Consider the following 19,192-nt stretch of genomic DNA (forward strand, 5'->3'; position numbering starts at 1 on the left):
ATTTTTCCGTCAACGCTCCGGCAGAAAGGCGCTCCCATTTCGACGGTTCCTGTTCATAGTCTTCACAACCTGGCAAGAAGACCCTTCCGCGCCCCCGCCGCGGCGCATCAGATGGACGCCGCCACAGTGGTTCGCGGCAGGTCCCCGCCTGCCGCCCGGCGGCCCGCGAACCTCGGCGACGGCGGAATTCCGACGGCCACTCGCGGGCAAAATGTCGGAAACCTACTGTCACCGCCAGGTGCGGCGCGCTGCGTGCGCGACGCGATGACAGAAGGAGACAGCGGTGAGCAGACTCCACCCACGACGGTTTCCGGTGGCGCGCGCGATCCTCGGCGTGACCGTGCTGCTCGCGGCCTCGGTCGCGGTGCCCTCGGCCGGGCACGCGCAGCAGGTCGCGGCGGCGGCGGTCACGTACACCAACCCGGTCAGCGCCGGGGTCGTCGACAGCCTGCCCGACCCGGCGATGATCCGCGCCAAGGACGGGCTCTGGTACGCCTACGGCACCACCAACCCGGTACGCCTGCTGGCCGGCGACTCGGTCGAGCACATCCTGCCGGTGCTCCGCTCGACCGACATGGTGACCTGGACCTACCTCGGCGACGTGTTCACCTTCGCCGCCCGGCCCGGCTGGTGGCCCAACGGCACCCGGCCGTGGGCGCCCGACATCCGCTACGTCGACGGCGCGTACCACCTGACCTACTCGCTGTCGACCGGCGGCGTCGCGCTGGCCACCGCGCCGACTCCGACCGGGCCGTGGACCGACCGGGGCCTGCTCGTGCCCGCCGGCGGCGGGGGCTGCCCGAGCGGCGCGATCGACCAGGCGATGTACACCGACATCAACGGCGACCACTACCTCTACTGGGGCAGCTACGACACCATCTGCGTGTCCCGCCTCAACGCCACCGCCACCGCGCTGACCGGGGCGGTCACCCAGGTCGCCCGGGGACGGCGCATGGAGGGCGGCTTCGTGGTGCGCCGCGACGGCCTCTACTACCTGTTCTACTCCGACGCGGGCTGCTGCGACGGCGCGTTCAGCGGGTACGCCGTGAAGGTCGGCCGGGCCACCAGCCCGCTGGGGCCGTTCACCACCCCGGGCGGGGCGAACCTGATGGACCTGGGCAGCAAGGACGGCATCGTGGTCGCCGCCAACGGCAACGGGATGATCGGGCCGGGCCACAACGCCATCGCCACCGACCTGTCCGGTCAGGACTGGCTGGTGTACCACGCGATCCGCTCCGCGAACCCGGACTTCCCGCCGGTCACCAGCCCGTGGGGCGGCACCATGAACAACCTGAGCCGCCGCCCGCTGCTCATCGACCGGCTCGACTGGATCGGCGGCTGGCCCGTGGTCCGCGCCGGGGCCGGGCCGTCCATCGGCGCGCAGCCCGCACCCGTCACCACCTGGACCGTCGGCAGCGGCTTCAACTCCGGCTCGCTGTCGGGCTGGAGCGGCGCGTGGACGCTGGCCGACGACCCGGACTCGCACGGCCACCTGTCCTACTCGAGCAGCGGGCAGGCGTACCAGCTCAGCGACGCCTCGGTCAGCGGCGACCTGCGGATCGAGGCCGACCTGCGGCTCGGGGCGGGCAACACCGCGGGGGCCGTCGGCCTGGTGGTGAGCTACACCGACGCGAACAACAACGTCGTCGCCTGGATCAACCGCGCCCAGCAGAAGCTCATCGTGCAGGTCCGGGTCGCCGGGGTCGTCACCGAGCTGTCGAGCAACCTGCCCGGCGGCTTCGACCACGACTCGTGGCACAACCTCGCCGTCGAGCGGCGGGGGAGCACCCTGGTCGCCTGGGTGACCCCGGACCGGCTGCGCACCGCGGTGTCCACGGTGACCATCACGCTGCCCGCGGGTGCGACCGGACCGGGACGCATCGGCGCGGTGTCCAGCGGTGGTGCGAGCGCCGCCGACAACCTCGGCGCGGCCCCGCTGTACCAGCCGGTCGCCGCCCTGGTGCCCGCGCCGGTGCTCGGCGGGCTGCAGAGCGGCTACAGCGACGAGTTCAACGGCTCCGGCACCCCGCAGTCCGGCGACCCGGCCTGGAGCTGGGTACGCGGCACCGGCGTGACGGCGAACAAGTCCGGTGGCGCGCTCGTGTGGCCGACCCAGGCCGGCGAGCTGAACGAGAACACCAACACCGCGTCGGTACTGCTGCGCAACGCCCCGGCCGGGGACTACGTGGTGGAGACGAAGCTGGCGTTCAACGGCAACACCGGCAACCAGCAGGCGGGCCTGGTGCTCTACGAGAACGACAACCGCTACTTCAAGCTCACCCACTCGGTGCTGCCGCTCAACCAGGGCGGGGGAGCGGTGCTGCACGTGACCGAGTTCGGCAAGGAGGCCGAGCGGCCCACCACCACCCCGCCGATCGCGGTGTTCCACCGGCCCATGTTCGGCGGGCCCGCCCCGGGGACGGTGTGGCTGCGGCTGCTCTACCGATACGACGCGGCCAACAACGAGCACGACGTGCGGATGGCGTCCAGCAAGGACGGCGTCACGTGGACCTGGGGCGGGACGTGGTCGTTCCCGCGGGTCGGCGCGCTGCGCATCGGTCTCGTGTCCATGAACAAGACCGGGGCCACGGCGACGTTCGACTACGTGCGGACGTACAGCCTGGTCAGCCCCTGACGGTACGGCCCGGAGGCCGCTACGCGGCGAGTGCCGCGTAGCGGCCGCCGACCTCGACGAGGTCGCGGTGCGCGCCGGATTCGAGGATCCGGCCGTGGTCGAGCACCGCGATCTGGTCGGCGTCGCGCACGGTCGACATCCGGTGCGCGATGGTGATCGTGGTACGCCCGCGGGCCAGCTCGTCCAGGGCGCGCTGCACGGCCCGCTCGGTCTGCGTGTCCAGGGCGCTGGTGGCCTCGTCCAGCACCAGGATGCGCGGATCGCGCAGCAGGGTGCGGGCGATGGCGATGCGCTGCTTCTCGCCGCCGGAGAAGCGGTGCCCGCGCGAGCCGACGACCGTGTCGTACCCGTCGGGCAGGGCGGTGATCAGGTCGTGGATCTGCGCCGCGCGGGCGGCCTGCTCGATCTCGGCATCGGTCGCGTCCGGCTTCACGTAGCGCAGGTTCTCCCTGATCGTCGTGTGCAGCAGGTAGGTCTCCTGGCTGACCACGCCGACGATGCGGGCCAGGTCGGCCAGCCGCAGGTCGCGCAGGTCGACGCCGTCCACGGTGATCCGCCCGGCGGACGGGTCGTACAGGCGCGAGACCAGCGACGCGATGGTGCTCTTGCCCGAGCCGGTCTCGCCGACCAGGGCCAGCGAGGTGCCCGCGGGCACGTCGAGGCTGACGCCCGCCACGGCGGCGGTCTCGCTGCCCGGGTAGGCGAAGGTGACATCCTCCAGGCGCAGGTGCCCGGCGACCCGTTCGTGGTCGATCGCGACCGGGTGCTTCGGGTCGTCGACGTCGACCGGCAGGTCCAGGTACTCGAAGATGCGCGCGAACAGGGCCAGTGAGCTGGTCAGCGAGACGCCGACGTTGAGCAGGCCCATCAGCGGCCGGAACAGGTTGGCCTGCAGCGCGGTGAAGGCGACCAGGGTGCCGATGCTCAGCGTGCCGGCGGTCGCGGGCAGGCCGGCGCTGAGGTAGATGACCGCGGGGATGGCGGCGAAGATGATGCTCATCGAGGCCATCCGCCAGCGTCCGGCCAGCTCGGAGCGCAGCTCCAGGTCGATGAGGCGGGCCGACGAGGCCGCGAAGCGCTCGACGAGCGCGGGTCCGGTGCCGGTGGTCTTGCTCAGCTGCACGCCGCTGATCGACAGGCCCTCGTCGATGGTGACGTTCAGGTCGGCCAGCTCGCGCTGGCGCTGCGCGGTGATCGTGCGGCGCATGCGGGCGACCCGGCGGGTCAGGTACACGGCCGGGGGCACCACGACGAGCGAGACCAGCGACAGCCGCCAGGACAGGGCCGCCATGGCCACGGCGGTGGCGACGGTGGTGGTGAGGTTCGACGCGACGGAGGTGGCGGTCGAGGTGACCACGGCCTGCATACCGCCGATGTCGTTGGTGATGCGTGACTGCACCTCGCCGGTGCGGGTGCGGGTGAAGAAGGCGATCGACTGGCGGTGCAGGTGGGTGAAGACCTCGGTGCGCAGCCGGTGCATGATCTGCTGCCCGACGGTGGTGGAGATCCAGGTCTGCACGACGCCGAGCGCCGAGGTCAGCCCGGCGACGGCGACCATGCCGAGCACCAGCCAGATCAGCAGGGTCAGGTCGGCCTTGGGCAGGGCGACGTCGATGACCTCGCGCAGCAGGAACGGCGTGGCCATGGCGATCACGGACGACGCCACGATGATCGCGCTGACCACGGCGAGCTGCCAGCGGTGGGCGGTGAACAGGCGGCCGATACGGCGCAGCGAGACCGCATGGGCCTGCGCCTTCTCCTCGGCGGTGACGGTGTGCGGGCCGCCGCGGCGGCCTCCTCGTTCCGCAGGTGGGCTGTCCAAGGGGTTGTTCCTTTCAGCGAGGGATGCTGAGGTTACCTCAACATGAGGTTACAACCGCAATAGCTGGTACCGTATTCCCGTGGACGAACACGAGGAAGCAGGCCTTTCCGAGGCCTTCTGGGCGGTCGCCCGCCGCCTGCGGCACCTCACCAAGGACGCCCTGGCCCCGTGGCAGATCACCCCGTCGCAGTCACGTGCGCTGAACGTGCTCGGCCGCCAGGAGGCCCTGCGCCTCAACGAGCTGGCGGAGCAGCTGCGTATCGCCCCGCGCTCGGCCACCGAGGTCGTCGACGACCTCCAGGCCCGCGGCCTCGTCGAACGCCGCCCCGACCCCGCCGACCGCCGCGCGACGCTGGTGGCGCTCACCGGCCCGGGCCGCGACACCGCCCGAGCGATCGAGGCCGCCCGCCGAACCGAAGCCGACCGCTTCTTCAGCGCCCTCGACCCACACGACCGCACCCAACTAAGCACCATCCTCCGCAAACTGACCTGAAATCCCCGCCAAGGCCGAAACCCTGGCACAACTCTTAAAGACTTGCGCCCTCGCCGGGTGGACGAGGGCGCGAGTCTTTGAGAGTTGTCGCAGGGAGAGGCGGGTCGGCGAGGCCCGGGGGCGTCGCCGACCCGGTGGGTCAGGCGGCGGGGAGGCCGCGTTCGATGGCGGCGATGATCTGCGGGCGCAGCTCGTCGGGGCGGATGATCGCGTCCACCGAGCCGACCTGGACGGCGCGCTGGATGCTGTGTACGCCGTCGAACTCGGCGGCTACCTCGCTCAGCTTCTCGGCCCGGACCGAGGCCCGTACGTCGAGCAGCTGACCGACCAGGGCCGCCTTCTCGCCGCCGGTCGCGGTGGTGATCCGCGACTCCAGGTCGACGACCCGCGGGTCCTTGGCGGTACGCGCGTTGACGTCACCGGCGAACACCACGGCCGCGGCCGGCGCGCCGCCGAGCACCGACGCGAACGAGCCCTCCAGGGCCAGCACCGTCATGTTCGGGTTGAGCGCCTTGGAGAACACCACGAACGCGCCGCCGTGATAGCGGGAGATCACGCAGAACACGATCGGGCCGCGGAAGTTCACGATCGCCCGGCCGATCTCCGCGCCGTACTCCAGCTGCAGCTTGCGCATCGACTCCGGCGACCCGTCGAACCCGGACAGGTTCGCCAGCACGACCAGCGGCCGGTTGCCGCTCGCCGCGTTGATGGCCCGCGCGGCCTTCTTCGACGACTGCGGGAACAGCGTGCCCGCGGTGTACGTGTCCGGGCCGTCGGTGGGCGGGAACCCGCGCCGCGGCACCGACCGGGACTCGATGCCCAGCAGGCACACCGGGATGCCACCCAGGTGCACGTCCTGCACGACCGTCGTCTCGGCGTCGGCCATGCCCGCCCAGCGCTCCAGGATCGTGTGGTCCTGGTCGGCCAGCGCGCGCATCAGCGTGCGGATGTCGAACGGCTTCTTGCGGTCGGGGTTGTGCTCCTTGGAGAAGATCTGCCCGACGGTGGTGAAGTCGCTGTCCGGCACCGAGTGCGGGAACGGCGAGATGTCGCGGTCGGCCGGGTCGGTGGTGGCCGCCCGGCGCGGGCCGGCCTCCCCGGGCGCGATGTAGGTGTGCTCGTGGTGCGCCATCAGTACGCCCTGGGCGGCCCGCAGGTCCGGGGCCCAGTACTGGGCCTGGCCGTTGGGGCCCATCACCCGGTCGTAGCCGCCGATGCCGAAGTTGTCCTCGGCCGACACGCCGCCGGAGAAGTCCAGCGACTGCTTGCCGGTCAGCACCATCGCCGAGTCCGGGGTCATCACCAGGATGCCCTTGGTGTGCATGAGCATGGTGGCCTCGGCGTTCCAGTACGGCTGCGCGCCGACCGTGATGCCGGCGACCACGATGTTGATCTCGCCGCCGTCCTGGGTGAACTCCACGATCCGCTTGAGCGCCGCGGCCACCCAGTCCATGTTCTCGGTGCCCGAGTCCATGGAGATCCGGGCGCCCGCCGACAGCGCGAACCAGTCCACCGGGGCCTGCATCCGCTCGGCCAGGTTCAGCGCCGCGATGATCCGCGCGCACTCCGGCTCCGACAGCGCCCCCAGCGCCTTGGTCGGGTCGCCGAGCAGCGCCACCCGGGTGACGCCCTCGGGGTAGCGCTCGGTCGGCGTGCTGACCACACCGGCGACGATGCCCGCCTTGTTGCGCCCCTTGGGCCGCTCCACCGGGACCAGCTCGCCCGTGTCGTCCAGGTCGTACTCGGTGAACGTGCCGTTGCGGCCGGCCAGCAGGCCGGTCAGCTCGTACGGGTAGGTCGTGCCGCGGCGGCGGGCCGACAGCACCTTCTGCCGGTAGTCGTCCAGCGGCTCGATCGGCTCGGTGGTCGGCTCGGTGACCGACATGCGCATGCCCGCGTCGAACGAGACCTCGACCGCGACGTCGGCCATCTCCCCGGTGACCTCGTCGCGCTGGCGGCCCAGCACCAGCACCTGCTCCAGACCCGCCCCGGCGGTACGCGGCAGCACGCGCTGGATGACGGCGTTCAGCTCTTCCACCGTCAGCTCGCTCGACGGCCACACGTACAGCGTGATGCGGTTGGTGTCGAGGCGCTTCTTGGCCGGGCGCCGCGCCTGGACCTTGCGGATCGCGTCCAGGCAGCCGTCCAGCATGCCCTCCAGGGCGGGCAGGGCGAGCACCCGGCCCTCGGCGTCGCGCAGCGGGGTCAGGTCGCGGACCTGCGCCATCGCCGCCAGCCGCTCGTCGGCCGGGTTGTCCGGGGCGACGCAGCGGAAGAGGTAGACCTCCTCGTCGATCGACGGCAGGCGGGTCAGGTCGAAGTTGCGCAGTCGCGGCAGCTGCAGCCGCTCGGCGATCTGCGGGTGGAGCCCGCGGATGACCCGGTCCTCGCCGTGGCCCGGACGGAACGTGAAGTGGTGGTGCATCGCCGCGCCGGTCGGCCCGGCGACCGACATGGTCACCCGCTGGAGCACGTCGAGCAGCCCGGCACGTTCGAGGACGGCCCGCAGGCTCGCGGCCATGGTGTCCGGGTCGGGCTGATCGGCCCAGGTCAGATACACGTCGGCGACCGAGGCCTCGTCGGCCAGCTCGGCGATCTTCGCCAGGGCGTCGGGCAGTTCGGTGAAGTCGGTCGCCGTCGCGATCAGCCGGAAGCGCTCGCCGTCGCGGTCGTACGCCGCGGTGAAGAACGTGTGTCCGGCCACCTCGACGCAGCGGGTGTCGCTGATGCCGCGGTTGCCGTAGTAGCGGCGGCTGAGGACCTCGAGCATCGGCCCGTGGTCGACGGCCGGCCGGCCGATGCGCTGCCCGAGCAGCCGCACCAGCGGTTCGGGCGAGGCGACCATCTTCGCGATGCGCTCGTCGCGGTCGGCCGCGCCGGGGTCGCGGTCGAGGTGGCGCAGGTGCTCGCGGACCTCGTTGTAGACCTCGGCGCGCTTGCGGCGCAGCATCGGCTGGGCCGCCCAGCGGAACACGATGCTGCGGGCGAGGTCGCCGACGACCGGGAACCGGACCTGGGTCGCCCAGATCAGGTGCTCCAGCGCCTGGCTGACCGCCTCGCGCACGCCCTCGCCGGGCACCGGCTCGGTCAGCCACCGCTGCAGCAGCGACACGATCACCGCGACGTCGGCGGAGGAGCGCTGCTGCGCCAGGAAGATCCGGAAGACGGCCTCTTCCAGTTCGGGCGTGCGGTCGAAGCCGTCGATGCCGTAGTGCGCGAGCACCCGGGCCAGTCGCTGCCGGAACGCGTCCGGCAGCCCGGCTCGGTCGACGTCGAGGCTCTGCAGGTAGGCGTGGAAGAACTCGCGCGGGCTGTGCACCCGGGTGTCGGCCTTGGTCTCCTCGCCGGCCGGCCGGTTGCGGCTCAGTTCGGACAGGTCGGCGAACACCTGCAGCAGCCCGACCTCGCCCTCGATCGGGGCGCGGCCCAGCTCGGCCCGGGCTGCCAGGTACGCCGACAGCGCCCGGCGCTCGTCGCGCGGGTCGAGGTCGTAGCCGAGCAGCAGGCTGCGCAGGTCGGCCTGGCCGCGTACGACCCGGGCCTCGGCGGACAGGCCGCCCGGCTCGGGCGGCAGTTCCAGGTCCACGGCCTCGGTCTCGGCCGCCGCCTCGGACTCGTCGCCGATCGGCTCCAGGCGCATCAGCGGCGCGCCGGACTCGACCTGGCTGCCGACGGAGACGTTGATCTCGCGCAGCTTGGACTTGACCGGTGCGCGCAGCACCGTCTCCATCTTCATGCTCTCCAGCACGAGCACCGGCGCGCCCGCCTCGACCTCGTCGCCGACCTGGCACGGGGTCGCCACGACCAGCGCGGGGGCGGGGGAGCGCAGCACGCCGCCCTCGTCGCGGCTGACGCGGTGCGTGACGCCGTCCACCTCGACCAGGTGGATCGGGCCGTGCGTGTCGGTCACCAGCCGGAAGCGGCGGCCGTTGACCAGGACCCGGCCGGTGTGCTCGTCGAAGCGCTCCAGCTCGACGTCCATGGTCGGGGCTTCGCCGATGCCGACCCGGAAGCGGTGCGGCCCGATCTGCGCGACCGACACCCGGTAGGCGGCGCCGCGCAGCTTGAGGTCGATCGGCCGGCCGCTCTTGTGCTGGACCTGCGGGCGGCCGCCGTGTGCCGTGGACAGCAGCCGCTGCCGCTCGATCTGCGCCTCGTCCTCGTACGCCTCGATGGCGGCCGCGGCCAGCGCGATGCCGGAGTGCTTGGTGGAGACCAGGCGGCCCTGCGCGCGGACCCGGTCGATCCAGCCGGTGTCGGCGCTGCCGTCGATGACCTCGGGCTGGTCGAGCAGGTCGAGCAGGAAGCTCTTGTTGGTCGCGCCGCCCTCGATGATCACGGTGGTGTCGGCGACCGCGCGGCGCAGCCGGCCGAGCGCCTCCTCGCGGGTACGCCCGAACGCGATGATCTTCGCGATCATCGAGTCGAAGTCGGCGGGGATCACGTCGCCCTCGCTGACGCCGGTGTCCACCCGGACGCCGGGGCCCGCGGGCAGGGTCAGCCGCTCGATCCGGCCGGGCGACGGGGCGAAGTCGCGGTCGGGGTCCTCGGCGTTGAGCCGGGCCTCCACCGCGTGGCCCACCTCGACCGGGATCAGGTCGCCCAGGCGGCCGCCCGAGGCGACGTGGAGTTGCGCCTTGACCAGGTCGAAGTCGGTGGTCGCCTCGGTGATCGGGTGCTCGACCTGGAGCCGGGTGTTGACCTCCAGGAAGGCGAACAGCTTCTCGCCCGGGTGGTAGAGGAACTCGACGGTGCCCGCACCGCGGTAGTTCACCGCCAGCGCCAGCCGCTCGGCCGCCGTCTTCAGCTCGCGCACCTGCTCGGGGGCGAGCACGGGCGAGGCGGACTCCTCGATGACCTTCTGGTTGCGCCGCTGCACGGAGCAGTCGCGCACACCCAGCGCCCAGGCGGTGCCCTGGCCGTCGGCGATCACCTGGACCTCGACGTGCCGGGCGCCGGTGACCAGGCGCTCCAGGAACACGATGCCGCTGCCGAAGGCGCGCTTGGCCTCCAGGCTGGTGCGCTCGTACGCGTCGGCCAGCTCCTCGTCGCTGCGCACCACCCGGATGCCGCGACCGCCGCCGCCGGCGGTGGCCTTGAGCATCAGCGGGTAGCCGATCTCGGCCGCCGAGCGGGTGGCCGCCTCCAGGCTCTCCACCGCACCCCGGCTCCACGGCGCGACCGGGACGCCGACCTCCTCGGCGATCAGCTTCGAGCCGATCTTGTCGCCGAGCTTGCGCATCGCCTCGGCGCTCGGGCCGATGAAGGTGACACCGATCTTCTCGCACAGCTCCGCGAACGCCGGGTCCTCGGCGACGAAGCCCCAGCCCACCCATGCTGCGTCGACCTGCATCTCGACCAGGGCGCGCTCGAGCACCGCGTGGTCCAGGTAGGGGCGCGCCGAGGCGGGGCCGAGGCAGTAGCTGTCGTCGGCCTCGCGCACGAAGGTGGCGGTGCGTTCCGCTTCGGTGTAGAGCGCGATGGTCTCGATCGGTGGGGCGTCGGACTCCGCGTTGAGCTCGCGGACGGCGTGGATCAGCCGCATGGCGGCCTCACCCCGGTTGACGATGGCGATGCGATTGAACACCGAGTAAGCCTTCCAAAGAACCCGAACGAAGAACCCCGTGGGGTGGGGTCCCCGTCAACAACCTTTGCATCTACTGAGCGGTAGCAAACCGTTGTAATCGTCAGGGGACGACAGCGAATTTTGTGGAGAACCACCAAAGGCAGATGGCGCTCAATTGGATAAATCGGCGAATTCTATGACAAGATCATATGCTGTCCGGGGTCAGCGACGGCTCGTCCGGGGCGGACAGGCTGAACACCGCGCCCGCCACCGCGGCGCTGGCGGCGATCTTCGCTTCCAGCGCGCGCAGCCGCACGGCCACGTGCGACTCGACGTCGTCCCCGGCGAGATCGACGTCGCCCACCACCGAGATCATCCGCGGCCCCACCACCTCCAGTCGCAGGTACGTCACCCGGGCGACCTCGGGCATGTCCAGCATTGCCCGCAGCACGGCGGTGCGCACCCGCGGGTCGGCCTCCTCCCCGACGAGGAACCGGCGGTTGCGGTTGATGAGCACCCCCGCGACCACCACCAGCAGCACCCCGACCAGGATCGACCCCATGGCGTCGGGCACCGCCGAGCCCGTCAACTGGTGCGCGGCCAGCCCGGCGGTCGCCAGCACCAGGCCGATCAGCGCGGCGGCGTCCTCGGCGAACACGGCCCGCAGCGCCGGATCGGACGTGGCCAGCACGTGCTCGATGAGGTCACGCTGCATCACCTTGGCGTCGGCGCGGGCCTGGCGCACGGACTGCAGGAACGACACCCCTTCCAGCAGGAACGAGGCGGCCAGCACGGCGTACCCCACGAGGAAGTCGTCGGCCGGGGTCGGGTCGCGCAGCTGGCCGATGCCGTGCGTGACCGAGAACGCGCCACCGGCCACGAACAGGCCGACCGCGGCGAACAGCGACCACACGTAGGCCTCGCGACCGTGCCCGAGTGGATGTCCCCGGTCGGCCGGGCGGGCCGCGCGGCGGTTGGCCACGACCAGGAACACCTCGTTGCCGGTGTCCGCCCAGGAGTGCGCGGCCTCCGCGGTCAGCGACGCCGACCTGGTGAGCAGCGCGGCGGCGGTCTTGGCGATCGCGATCAGCAGGTTCGCCCCGAGCGCCACGAACACGGTGAGGAAGCTGTCTGACCCGCGGGCGTCGCCGGGCAGCAGGAAAGCGAAGCCGGCGGGCTGCGGCTCATCCTGGGCGGCCGCCGCAGCCACCCCGTCACGTGGGGTTTCCCGCGGGCGGCTGGTCCCGCCCGGTCGATTCATGCGTTGCCACCTGTGCGGCTGATCATCTGACCCCTGCCGGTTCGTGTCCGACTCCGACGATATCCGCACCGGGCGTGGCGACCGTTCGGCTCTCCCACGGCGGCACGGTGCGCATCGCGCAAGAACCCTGAGCGACACGTGCACCGCGCAGGGAAGCCGGTCGGCGGGTAGTCCGGCAAATCGCTCTCGATGGACGAGACGCCCGATAACCTGGTCGAAACGCCTCGCCGACCAGACGAGCGGACGGGGGACCGGATTCATGACCTCATCGCCGGATCGGCGGTCGTCGGCGCCGGCACGCCAAGGGCTCGTGCTCGCGGCGCTGATCATGGTGGCGGCGGTGGCCAACCTCAACCTGGCCGTCGCCAACGTGGCGCTGCCCGACATCGGGCGCGCGTTCGACTCCTCGCAGACGGCGCTCAACCTCATCGCGGTCGCGTACTCGCTGGGCCTGGCCTGCTCGGTGATCTACCTCGGCGCGCTCGGCGACCGGTACGGGCGCAAGCTCATGCTGGTGGCAGGCATCCTGCTGTCGGTGCCCGCCTGCCTGCTCGCCGCGTACGCGCCGACGGACACCGTCCTGATCCTCGCCCGCCTCGTCGGCGGCCTGTCCGCGGGCATGGCCTACCCGACCACGCTGGCCCTCATTGCCGCGCTGTGGTCGGGCCCGGCCCGCACCCGCTCCATCGCGCTCTGGTCGGCGACCGGCGGGGCCATCGCCTCACTGGGCCCGCTGGCGGCGGGTTTCGCGCTGGAGCGCTTCTGGTGGGGCTCGGTCTTCCTGATCACCCTGCCGCTGGCGGCGATCGCGCTGGTCATGGCCGTGATGCTGGTGCCCGCGCACGTGAACGAGACCACCGAGCCGGTCGACAACCTCGGCGGCGTCCTGTCGATAGTCCTGGTCGGCGCGGCGATCCTCGCCATCAACTTCGCGCCCGTGCCGAACGCCGGCGCGCTTGTCGCGGGCCTGACCGTGCTCGCGCTGGCCGCGGTCGTCGCGTTCGTGCTGCGCGAGCGCCGGGCCGCGAACCCGCTCTACGACCTGGGCATCGCCTCCCGGCGGGTGTTCTGGGTCGCGGCCTGCGCGGGCATCATCGTGTTCGGGTCGCTGATGGGCGCGATGTTCATCGGCCAGCAGTTCCTGCAGAACGTGCTCGGTTATTCGACGGTGCAGGCCGGTGCGGCGATCCTGCCCGCGGCGATCCTGATGGTCCTCATCGCGCCGCGCTCGGCAAAGCTGGTGGAGTCGCACGGGGCCAGGTTCACCCTGCTCACCGGATACGTGTTCGTGCTGCTCGGGTTCCTGACCATGCTGCTGCTATGGCGGGAGGGCATCGGTTACTGGCAGGTCGGGCTCGGCTACGCGCTGATCGGCGCGGGCGTCGGCTTCGCCGGCACGCCCGCCTCCCACTCGCTGACCGGCTCCGTTCCGGTGACCCGGGCGGGCATGGCCTCCGGTACGGCCGACCTGCAGCGCGACCTGGGCGGCGCGGTCATGCAGTCAATTTTCGGGGCGCTGCTCACTGCCGGGTACGCCAGCGCCGCCGCGGCCGCCGTCACCGCAGCCCCGCCCAACCCGGCCATCACCGCGAGCGTGCAGACCCAGCTCACGAAGTCGTTCTCCAGCGCCGCCACCACCGCCGAGCAGTATCCGCAGTACTCCGCGCAGATCACCGCCGGGGCGAAGGCGGCGTTCCTGCAGGGTGACCAGTGGGCCTACCTGGCCGGGATCGTCGCGGTCCTGATCGGCGCGGCCATCGTGTACGTGTTCTTCCCCCGCAAGGCGCAGGAGCAGCGGCTGCTCGACGAGTACGCGGCGACCGACTCGGGCGCGTAGCGCCAGGGCTCGCATCAGCTAATCGCCGGTGTCGATGCGACGGTGACGCGCGAGTGGGACCGGGACAAAAACCACAAGCCAGAGCTTCGGGGCCGTCGGTAGCCTGTCGCCATGCCCCCACGCCTGCCACATCCCGATCCCGGCGTTCCGGACACGAGGGGCCCCGTGCGGTACCTGTGGTGGCTGGTCCGATCCCAGTGGCCGCGGGCACTGCGCGGCAGCGTGGTCGGCACCGCGTGGATGATCGGGCTGGCGGTGCGGCCGTGGCTGATCGCGCGGGCGATCGACGACGGGCTGCGCGCCGGTGACACCCGGGCGCTGCTGACCTGGGTCGGCGCGATCATCGTTGCCGGCGTGGTCGTCGCCTGGCTCGGGATCATGCGGCACCGGACGATGACCTTCCTGCGCGAGGACGCCACGGCCCGCTCGTCGCAGGTGGTGCTGCACCACATCGCGCGGCTGGGCGCGGTGCTGCCGCGCAGGGTCCCGGCAGGCGAGATCGCGACCGTGTGCGGCACCGACGTGTCGCAGGCCTCGTGGGCGCTGACGATGACAGGGCCGGGCGTGGGCGCGGTGCTGGCGTACGCGACCGCGTCGGTCGTGCTGTGGTCGGTGGACCCGATGCTGGCCCTGTTCGTGCTGCTGGGTGTGCCCGTGGTCGTGCTCGTGGTGGGACCGTTGCTCAACCGGTTGCAGGGCGTCGACACCGGCTACCGGCACGAGCTGGGGATCCTGACCAGCCGGGCCGGTGACATCGTGGCCGGGCTGCGGGTGCTGGCCGGGGTGGGTGGCCGCGACCTGTTCGCCCGGCGCTACGCCGCCCGGTCGCAGAGCCTGCTCCAGCAGGGCTACCGGGTCGGCTCGATCATGAGCTGGGTGCAGGCGCTGACCGTGGGCATCCCCGCCCTGTTCCTGGCCGCGATCGTCTGGCTGTCCGCGCGCATGGCCGCCGAGGGGCAGATCACCGTCGGCGAGATGGTCGCCGTGTACGGATACGCCGCGATCCTGTCGGTGCCGGTGTGGTTCCTGCTCGAAGGCGGTTTCATGACCGTGCGGGGCCTCGTCGCCGCGCGGCGGATCATCGCGGTGCTGCGCGTCCAGCCCGACGCCGGCGCGGCCGGCCCCGCCCCCCACGGCCCCGCCGACCTGCACGACCCGCAGTCGGGGCTGACCGTCCCTGTGGGACGCATGATCGGCGTCGCGGCGGAGGACCCCGCGGCGGCGATCGCGCTCGCCGACCGGCTCGCCCGCTACGTCTCCAGTGAGGTGAGCTGGGGCGGGCTGCCGATCGCCGGTGTCGATCCGGCCGAGATCCGGGCCCGCATCCTCGTCGCCGACCACGACTCCTACCTGTTCCCGGGCACGCTGCGCGAGGTGCTGCGGACCCGCCACGACGTCACCGACGCCCAGCTGGCCGCCGCCGTGCACACCGCGTCCGCCGACGACATCGTCGAGTCGCTGCCCGGCGGGCTCGACGGGCAGATCGAGGCCCGCGGCAGCAACCTGTCCGGCGGCCAGCGCCAGCGCGTACGCCTGGCCCAGCACCTGCTCGCCGAGCCCGACGTGCTGATCCTCGTCGACCCGACCTCGGCCGTCGACTCGCACACCGAGGCCCGCATCGCCGACCGGCTGCACGAGCACCGCACCGGCCGGACCACCGTCGTGATCGCCACGTCTCCGCTGCTGCTGGACCGCACGGACCTGGTGGCCTTCCTCCGTGACGGGCAGGTCGCCGCCGCCGGCAGGCACGACGAGCTGCTGGAGACCGAACCCGGCTACCGGGCGCTGGTCGCCCGCGACGCCGCCGAGCCCGAGAGCGACGCCGCGCGAGTGGGAGCACTGCGATGATCGAGACCGCCACCGTCGAGCCCGGCACCCCACGGGCGGCCCGGCGATGAAGGCGCTGCCCGTCGCCGACCGGGGGACCGTCCGCCGTTCGGTGGCCGAGCTGGCCCGGGCCGAGAAGCGGTCGCTGATCCTCGCGCTCGTGCTGCACGTAGCCGCCGCGATCGCCGGGCTCGCCTCGCCCTGGCTGGTGGGCCGGATCGTCGACCGGGTCACCGCCGGGGCCGCGGCCGCCGACGTGGACACCTTCGCGCTGGCCATCGCAGGGTGCGTGCTGGCGCAGATCCTGCTGTCCCGCACCGCCCAGAACGTCGGCAACCGGTTCGGCGAGCGCGCCAACGCCCGGCTGCGGGAGGACTTCGTCGCGCGTACGCTGCGCCTGCCGATCGCCGTGGTCGAGCGGGCGGGCACCGGCGACCTGGCCACCCGCAGCTCCGTCGACGTCGCCACCGTCGGCAACGCCGTCCGCCAGGTCGTGCCGACGGTGCTGATCTCGGTCATCCGGCTGCTGCTGGTCGTCGTGGCCGCGTTCCTGCTGCATCCGCTGCTCGGCATGCTCATCCTCGCCGGCGCTCCGACGACCCTGGCCGTCGCCCGCTGGTACCTGCGCCGGGCCCCGCAGGCGTACCTGGCCGAGGGCGAGGCCGCCTCGGAGCTGACGGAGTCGCTGACCGCGACCGCCGAGGGCGCGCGGACCGTGGAGGCGCTGCGGCTGACCGAGGAGCGGATCCGCGAGGGCACCGCACGCGTCGCTCGGCAGTGGCAGACCCGTCGCGCGACGCTGGCGCTGCGCAGTGTCTTCTTCCCCGTGGTGGAGGCCGGCTACGCGCTGCCCGCCGCGGCGATGCTGCTCGCGGGCGGGTACTTCCTGTCCGAAGGCTGGGTCACCCTCGGTGCGGTGGTGGCGGCCACGCTCTACGCCCAGCAGTCGATCGAACCGGTCGACCACATCATGATCTTCCTGGAGCAGGCCCAGCGGGGCGTCGCGTCGCTGGCCCGGGTCCTGGGCATCGGACTGGTCGCGCCCGAGCCCCGCGGGGTCGCCTCGGCCCCACCCGGCCAGCGGCTCGTCGTCCGCGGCGTGCGGTTCTGCTACGCCGGCGGCCACGACGTGCTGCACGGCATCGACCTGGAGGTGCGCCCCGGCGAGCGGCTCGCCGTCGTCGGGCCGTCCGGCGCGGGCAAGTCGACGCTGGCCCGCCTGCTGGCCGGGATCGACGCGCCCCGTGAGGGCGTCGTCAGCCTGGGCGGCGTCCCGGTGACCGACCTCGACCCCGCCGAGCGCCGCCGCCGTATCGCGCTGGTCACCCAGGAGCACCACGTCTTCATCGGAACGCTGCGCGACAACCTCGCCTTCGCCGCGCCCGGCGCGACCGACGGGGACATGCTGTCCGCGCTGGTCGCCGTGGGCGCCGACTGGTACGCCGAGCTGCCCGACGGCCTCGACACCGAACTCGGCGACGGCGCGCGGGCGCTGAACCCGGCCGACGCGCAGCAGGTGGCGCTGGCGCGGCTGGTGCTGGCCGATCCGCACACGCTGATCCTCGACGAGGCGACGGCGGCGCTCGACCCGACGACCGCACGTCGCACCGAACGATCGCTCGGCGCCGTCCTGCACGGACGGACGGTGATCGCCATCGCGCACCGGCTGTACACCGCGCACGACGCCGACCGGGTCGCCGTGCTGGCCGACGGCCGGGTCACCGAGCTGGGCAGCCACGACGACCTGGTGCGCGGGGACGGGGCGTACGCGGCGCTGTGGCGCTCCTGGCACGGCGACAAGGCCTGACCGCGCAGGGCTTGACTTCGTTCCGCCGCGGGCGGAAGGTGGGAGCGCTTCCATCGATGAAGCCGAAACCCTCTCCCGGAGGCACGCCCATGTCTCGACCCCGCCCTGCCCTGCAACGGGTCGCCCACCACGCAACCCCGCCCACTCCACACACGACGCGCTCCGCCCGAACGAGAACCATCGCCGCCCTGGCCGCCCTGTCGGCGCTTGTGATCATGTCCGTCACGATGGCGATCTCCACCCCTGCACAGGCCGCCGCCCCGGTCCGGATCATGCCGCTGGGCGACTCCATCACCGGCGGGCCAGGCTGCTGGCGCGCGGTGCTCTGGGACCGCCTGCAGCGCAACGGCTTCAGCGACGTCGACTTCGTCGGCACCCAGGCCGGTGGCGGCTGCAACCTCGCGAGCTGGGACGGTGACAACGAAGGCCACGGCGGATACCGGGCTACCGGCATCGCCGACCAGAACCAGCTGCCGGGATGGCTGGCCGCCACCCACCCTGACGTCGTGCTCATGCACCTGGGCACCAACGACATCTGGAGCAACACCCCCACGGCGACGATCCTGGCCGCGTACGGCACGCTCGTCGACCAGATGCGCGCGAGCAACCCGGACACGAAGATCCTGGTTGCGCAGATCATTCCCATGACACCCAGCGGATGCTCGTGGTGCCCGTCGGGTGTCACCGCGCTGAACAGCGCCATCCCCGGCTGGGCCGCGAGCAGGACGACGGCGCGATCGCCGATCACGGTCGTGGACCAGTACACCGGCTTCGACACCTCCGTCGACACCAGCGACGGGGTGCACCCGGACGACTCGGGCTTCCAGAAGATGTCGGACCGCTGGTATCCGGCGCTGATCCCGCTGCTCGGCGGGAGCACGCCCGGTGACACCACCCCGCCGACCACCCCGACCGGGTTCACCGCCACCGTCGACTGCAGTCTCAGGGTCACGCTGCGCTGGACGGCCTCGACCGACAACGCCGCGGTCACCGGCTACGACGTCTTCCGCTCGGCCAACGGCGCGGCGTTCATCTCGATCGGCACGGCCACCGCAACGTCGTTCTCCGACACGCTCAGCGGCATGTACCAGTACCAGGTCCGAGCCCGCGACGCGGCCGGCAACACTTCCGGCTTCACCGCGCCCGTGAGCGTGGTGCCACCGCCGTGCCCGCCCCAGGACACGCAGCCGCCCACCACGCCCGGCACGCCGACCGCGTCGGCGACGACCGCCACATCGGCCACCCTGGCGTGGACGGCGTCCACCGACAACGTGCGCGTCACCGGGTACGACGTCTATCGGGCGCCCGGGAGCGGCGGCAGCTTCGCGTTGGTGGGCACCTCGCCCACGAGCAGTTTCACCGATTCCGGACTGAGCGCGGCGACCACGTACCGGTACCAGGTGCGCGCGCGGGACGCGGCCGGCAACGCCTCGACGTTCTCCGCCGCGGCCACGGTCCAGACCGCGGGCGGCACCGCGGGCTGCTCGGCGACCCTGACCCTGCAGACCGGGTGGGGTGGCGGCTACGTCATGCAGCCCAACACGGTCACCAACACCGGCGCAGCCGCCATCAGCGGATGGACGGTCACCTTCACCCTGCCGGCCGGACACACCGTCACCGGGTCCTGGAACGCCACTGTGACCGTGAGCGGCCAGACCGTCACGGCACGGGGGATCGCCGGTCAGAACGCCACCCTCGGCGCGGGCGCGGGCACCACCTGGGGATTCCAGGCTTCCCGGCCCGGCGGCGACACCACGGTTCCTTCCACCGTGTCCTGCACCAGTCCCTGACGCGGCAGGCGGCCAGGGGACGGGCGGGCGAACGCACGTCCCCTGGCCGCCCAGCCTCGCAGGCGGCGCAGCCGGTGCTCCCGGCTGGGAGCGACCTCGCGGGCCGTCGGCGCTCGTGCCGGCCCCGGCTGTGCGCCCGCTGACCGGGACGGAC

9 protein-coding genes are annotated in these 19,192 nt (G+C 72.4%); 6 read left to right on the forward strand and 3 right to left on the reverse strand.

Annotation, left to right across the window (positions count from 1 at the left end; all coding sequences use genetic code 11):
* Positions 1-283: 283 nt before the first annotated feature.
* Positions 284-2,635 (forward strand): family 43 glycosylhydrolase, encoded by a 2,352-nt coding sequence (locus tag F6W97_RS02310; RefSeq protein WP_155368405.1) that lies wholly within the window; start codon positions 284-286, stop codon positions 2,633-2,635.
* A gap of 19 nt (positions 2,636-2,654) precedes the next feature.
* On the opposite strand, the gene F6W97_RS02315 is transcribed toward F6W97_RS02310, so the two are convergent.
* Positions 2,655-4,457 carry an ABC transporter ATP-binding protein gene (locus F6W97_RS02315; protein WP_155368406.1) on the reverse strand — a complete coding sequence of 601 codons (1,803 nt, stop codon included), beginning with the start codon at positions 4,455-4,457 and terminating at the stop codon, positions 2,655-2,657.
* Between the two features lie 79 nt (positions 4,458-4,536).
* Between F6W97_RS02315 and F6W97_RS02320 the strand changes: the two genes are divergently transcribed.
* On the forward strand, positions 4,537-4,950 hold the full coding sequence (locus F6W97_RS02320; RefSeq protein ID WP_155368407.1) for a MarR family winged helix-turn-helix transcriptional regulator: 414 nt from the start codon (positions 4,537-4,539) through the stop codon (positions 4,948-4,950).
* A gap of 139 nt (positions 4,951-5,089) precedes the next feature.
* On the opposite strand, the gene F6W97_RS02325 is transcribed toward F6W97_RS02320, so the two are convergent.
* Both F6W97_RS02325 and F6W97_RS02330 read right to left on the reverse strand, forming a co-directional pair.
* Complete coding sequence (locus tag F6W97_RS02325) at positions 5,090-10,537, reverse strand: ATP-binding protein (RefSeq protein WP_155368408.1); 5,448 nt, start codon at positions 10,535-10,537, stop codon at positions 5,090-5,092.
* 184 nt (positions 10,538-10,721) lie between these two features.
* Positions 10,722-11,777, reverse strand: a complete 1,056-nt coding sequence (locus F6W97_RS02330) for a cation diffusion facilitator family transporter (RefSeq protein WP_155368409.1) — start codon at positions 11,775-11,777, stop codon at positions 10,722-10,724.
* Between the two features lie 259 nt (positions 11,778-12,036).
* Between F6W97_RS02330 and F6W97_RS02335 the strand changes: the two genes are divergently transcribed.
* From F6W97_RS02335 to F6W97_RS40425, 4 genes are all read left to right on the forward strand, one after another.
* Entirely contained in the window at positions 12,037-13,614 is a 1,578-nt protein-coding gene (locus tag F6W97_RS02335) for an MFS transporter (protein WP_155368410.1), read from the forward strand.
* Between the two features lie 240 nt (positions 13,615-13,854).
* Positions 13,855-15,462, forward strand: a complete 1,608-nt coding sequence (locus F6W97_RS02340) for an ABC transporter transmembrane domain-containing protein (RefSeq protein ID WP_230686399.1) — start codon at positions 13,855-13,857, stop codon at positions 15,460-15,462.
* Positions 15,463-15,508: 46 nt separating this feature from the next.
* Positions 15,509-17,248: an ABC transporter ATP-binding protein gene (locus F6W97_RS02345; protein WP_155368412.1), complete on the forward strand. Its 1,740-nt coding sequence runs from the start codon at positions 15,509-15,511 to the stop codon at positions 17,246-17,248.
* 215 nt (positions 17,249-17,463) lie between these two features.
* Positions 17,464-19,038 (forward strand): GDSL-type esterase/lipase family protein, encoded by a 1,575-nt coding sequence (locus F6W97_RS40425; RefSeq protein ID WP_230686343.1) that lies wholly within the window; start codon positions 17,464-17,466, stop codon positions 19,036-19,038.
* The last annotated feature ends 154 nt before the right edge of the window (positions 19,039-19,192 follow it).

Origin of the sequence: Catellatospora vulcania (assembly GCF_009720385.1) — a bacterium.
In the GTDB taxonomy this organism is placed as follows: domain Bacteria; phylum Actinomycetota; class Actinomycetes; order Mycobacteriales; family Micromonosporaceae; genus Catellatospora; species Catellatospora vulcania.

Bases quoted from the DNA above. Each gene is read 5' to 3' on its own strand.
- F6W97_RS02330 (WP_155368409.1), bottom strand. From the start codon at position 11,777: ATGAATCGACCGGGCGGGACCAGCCGCCCGCGGGAAACCCCACGTGAC.
- F6W97_RS02335 (WP_155368410.1), top strand. From the start codon at position 12,037: ATGACCTCATCGCCGGATCGGCGGTCGTCGGCGCCGGCACGCCAAGGG.
- F6W97_RS02340 (WP_230686399.1), top strand. From the start codon at position 13,855: ATGATCGGGCTGGCGGTGCGGCCGTGGCTGATCGCGCGGGCGATCGAC.
- F6W97_RS02345 (WP_155368412.1), top strand. From the start codon at position 15,509: ATGAAGGCGCTGCCCGTCGCCGACCGGGGGACCGTCCGCCGTTCGGTG.
- F6W97_RS40425 (WP_230686343.1), top strand. From the start codon at position 17,464: ATGTCCGTCACGATGGCGATCTCCACCCCTGCACAGGCCGCCGCCCCG.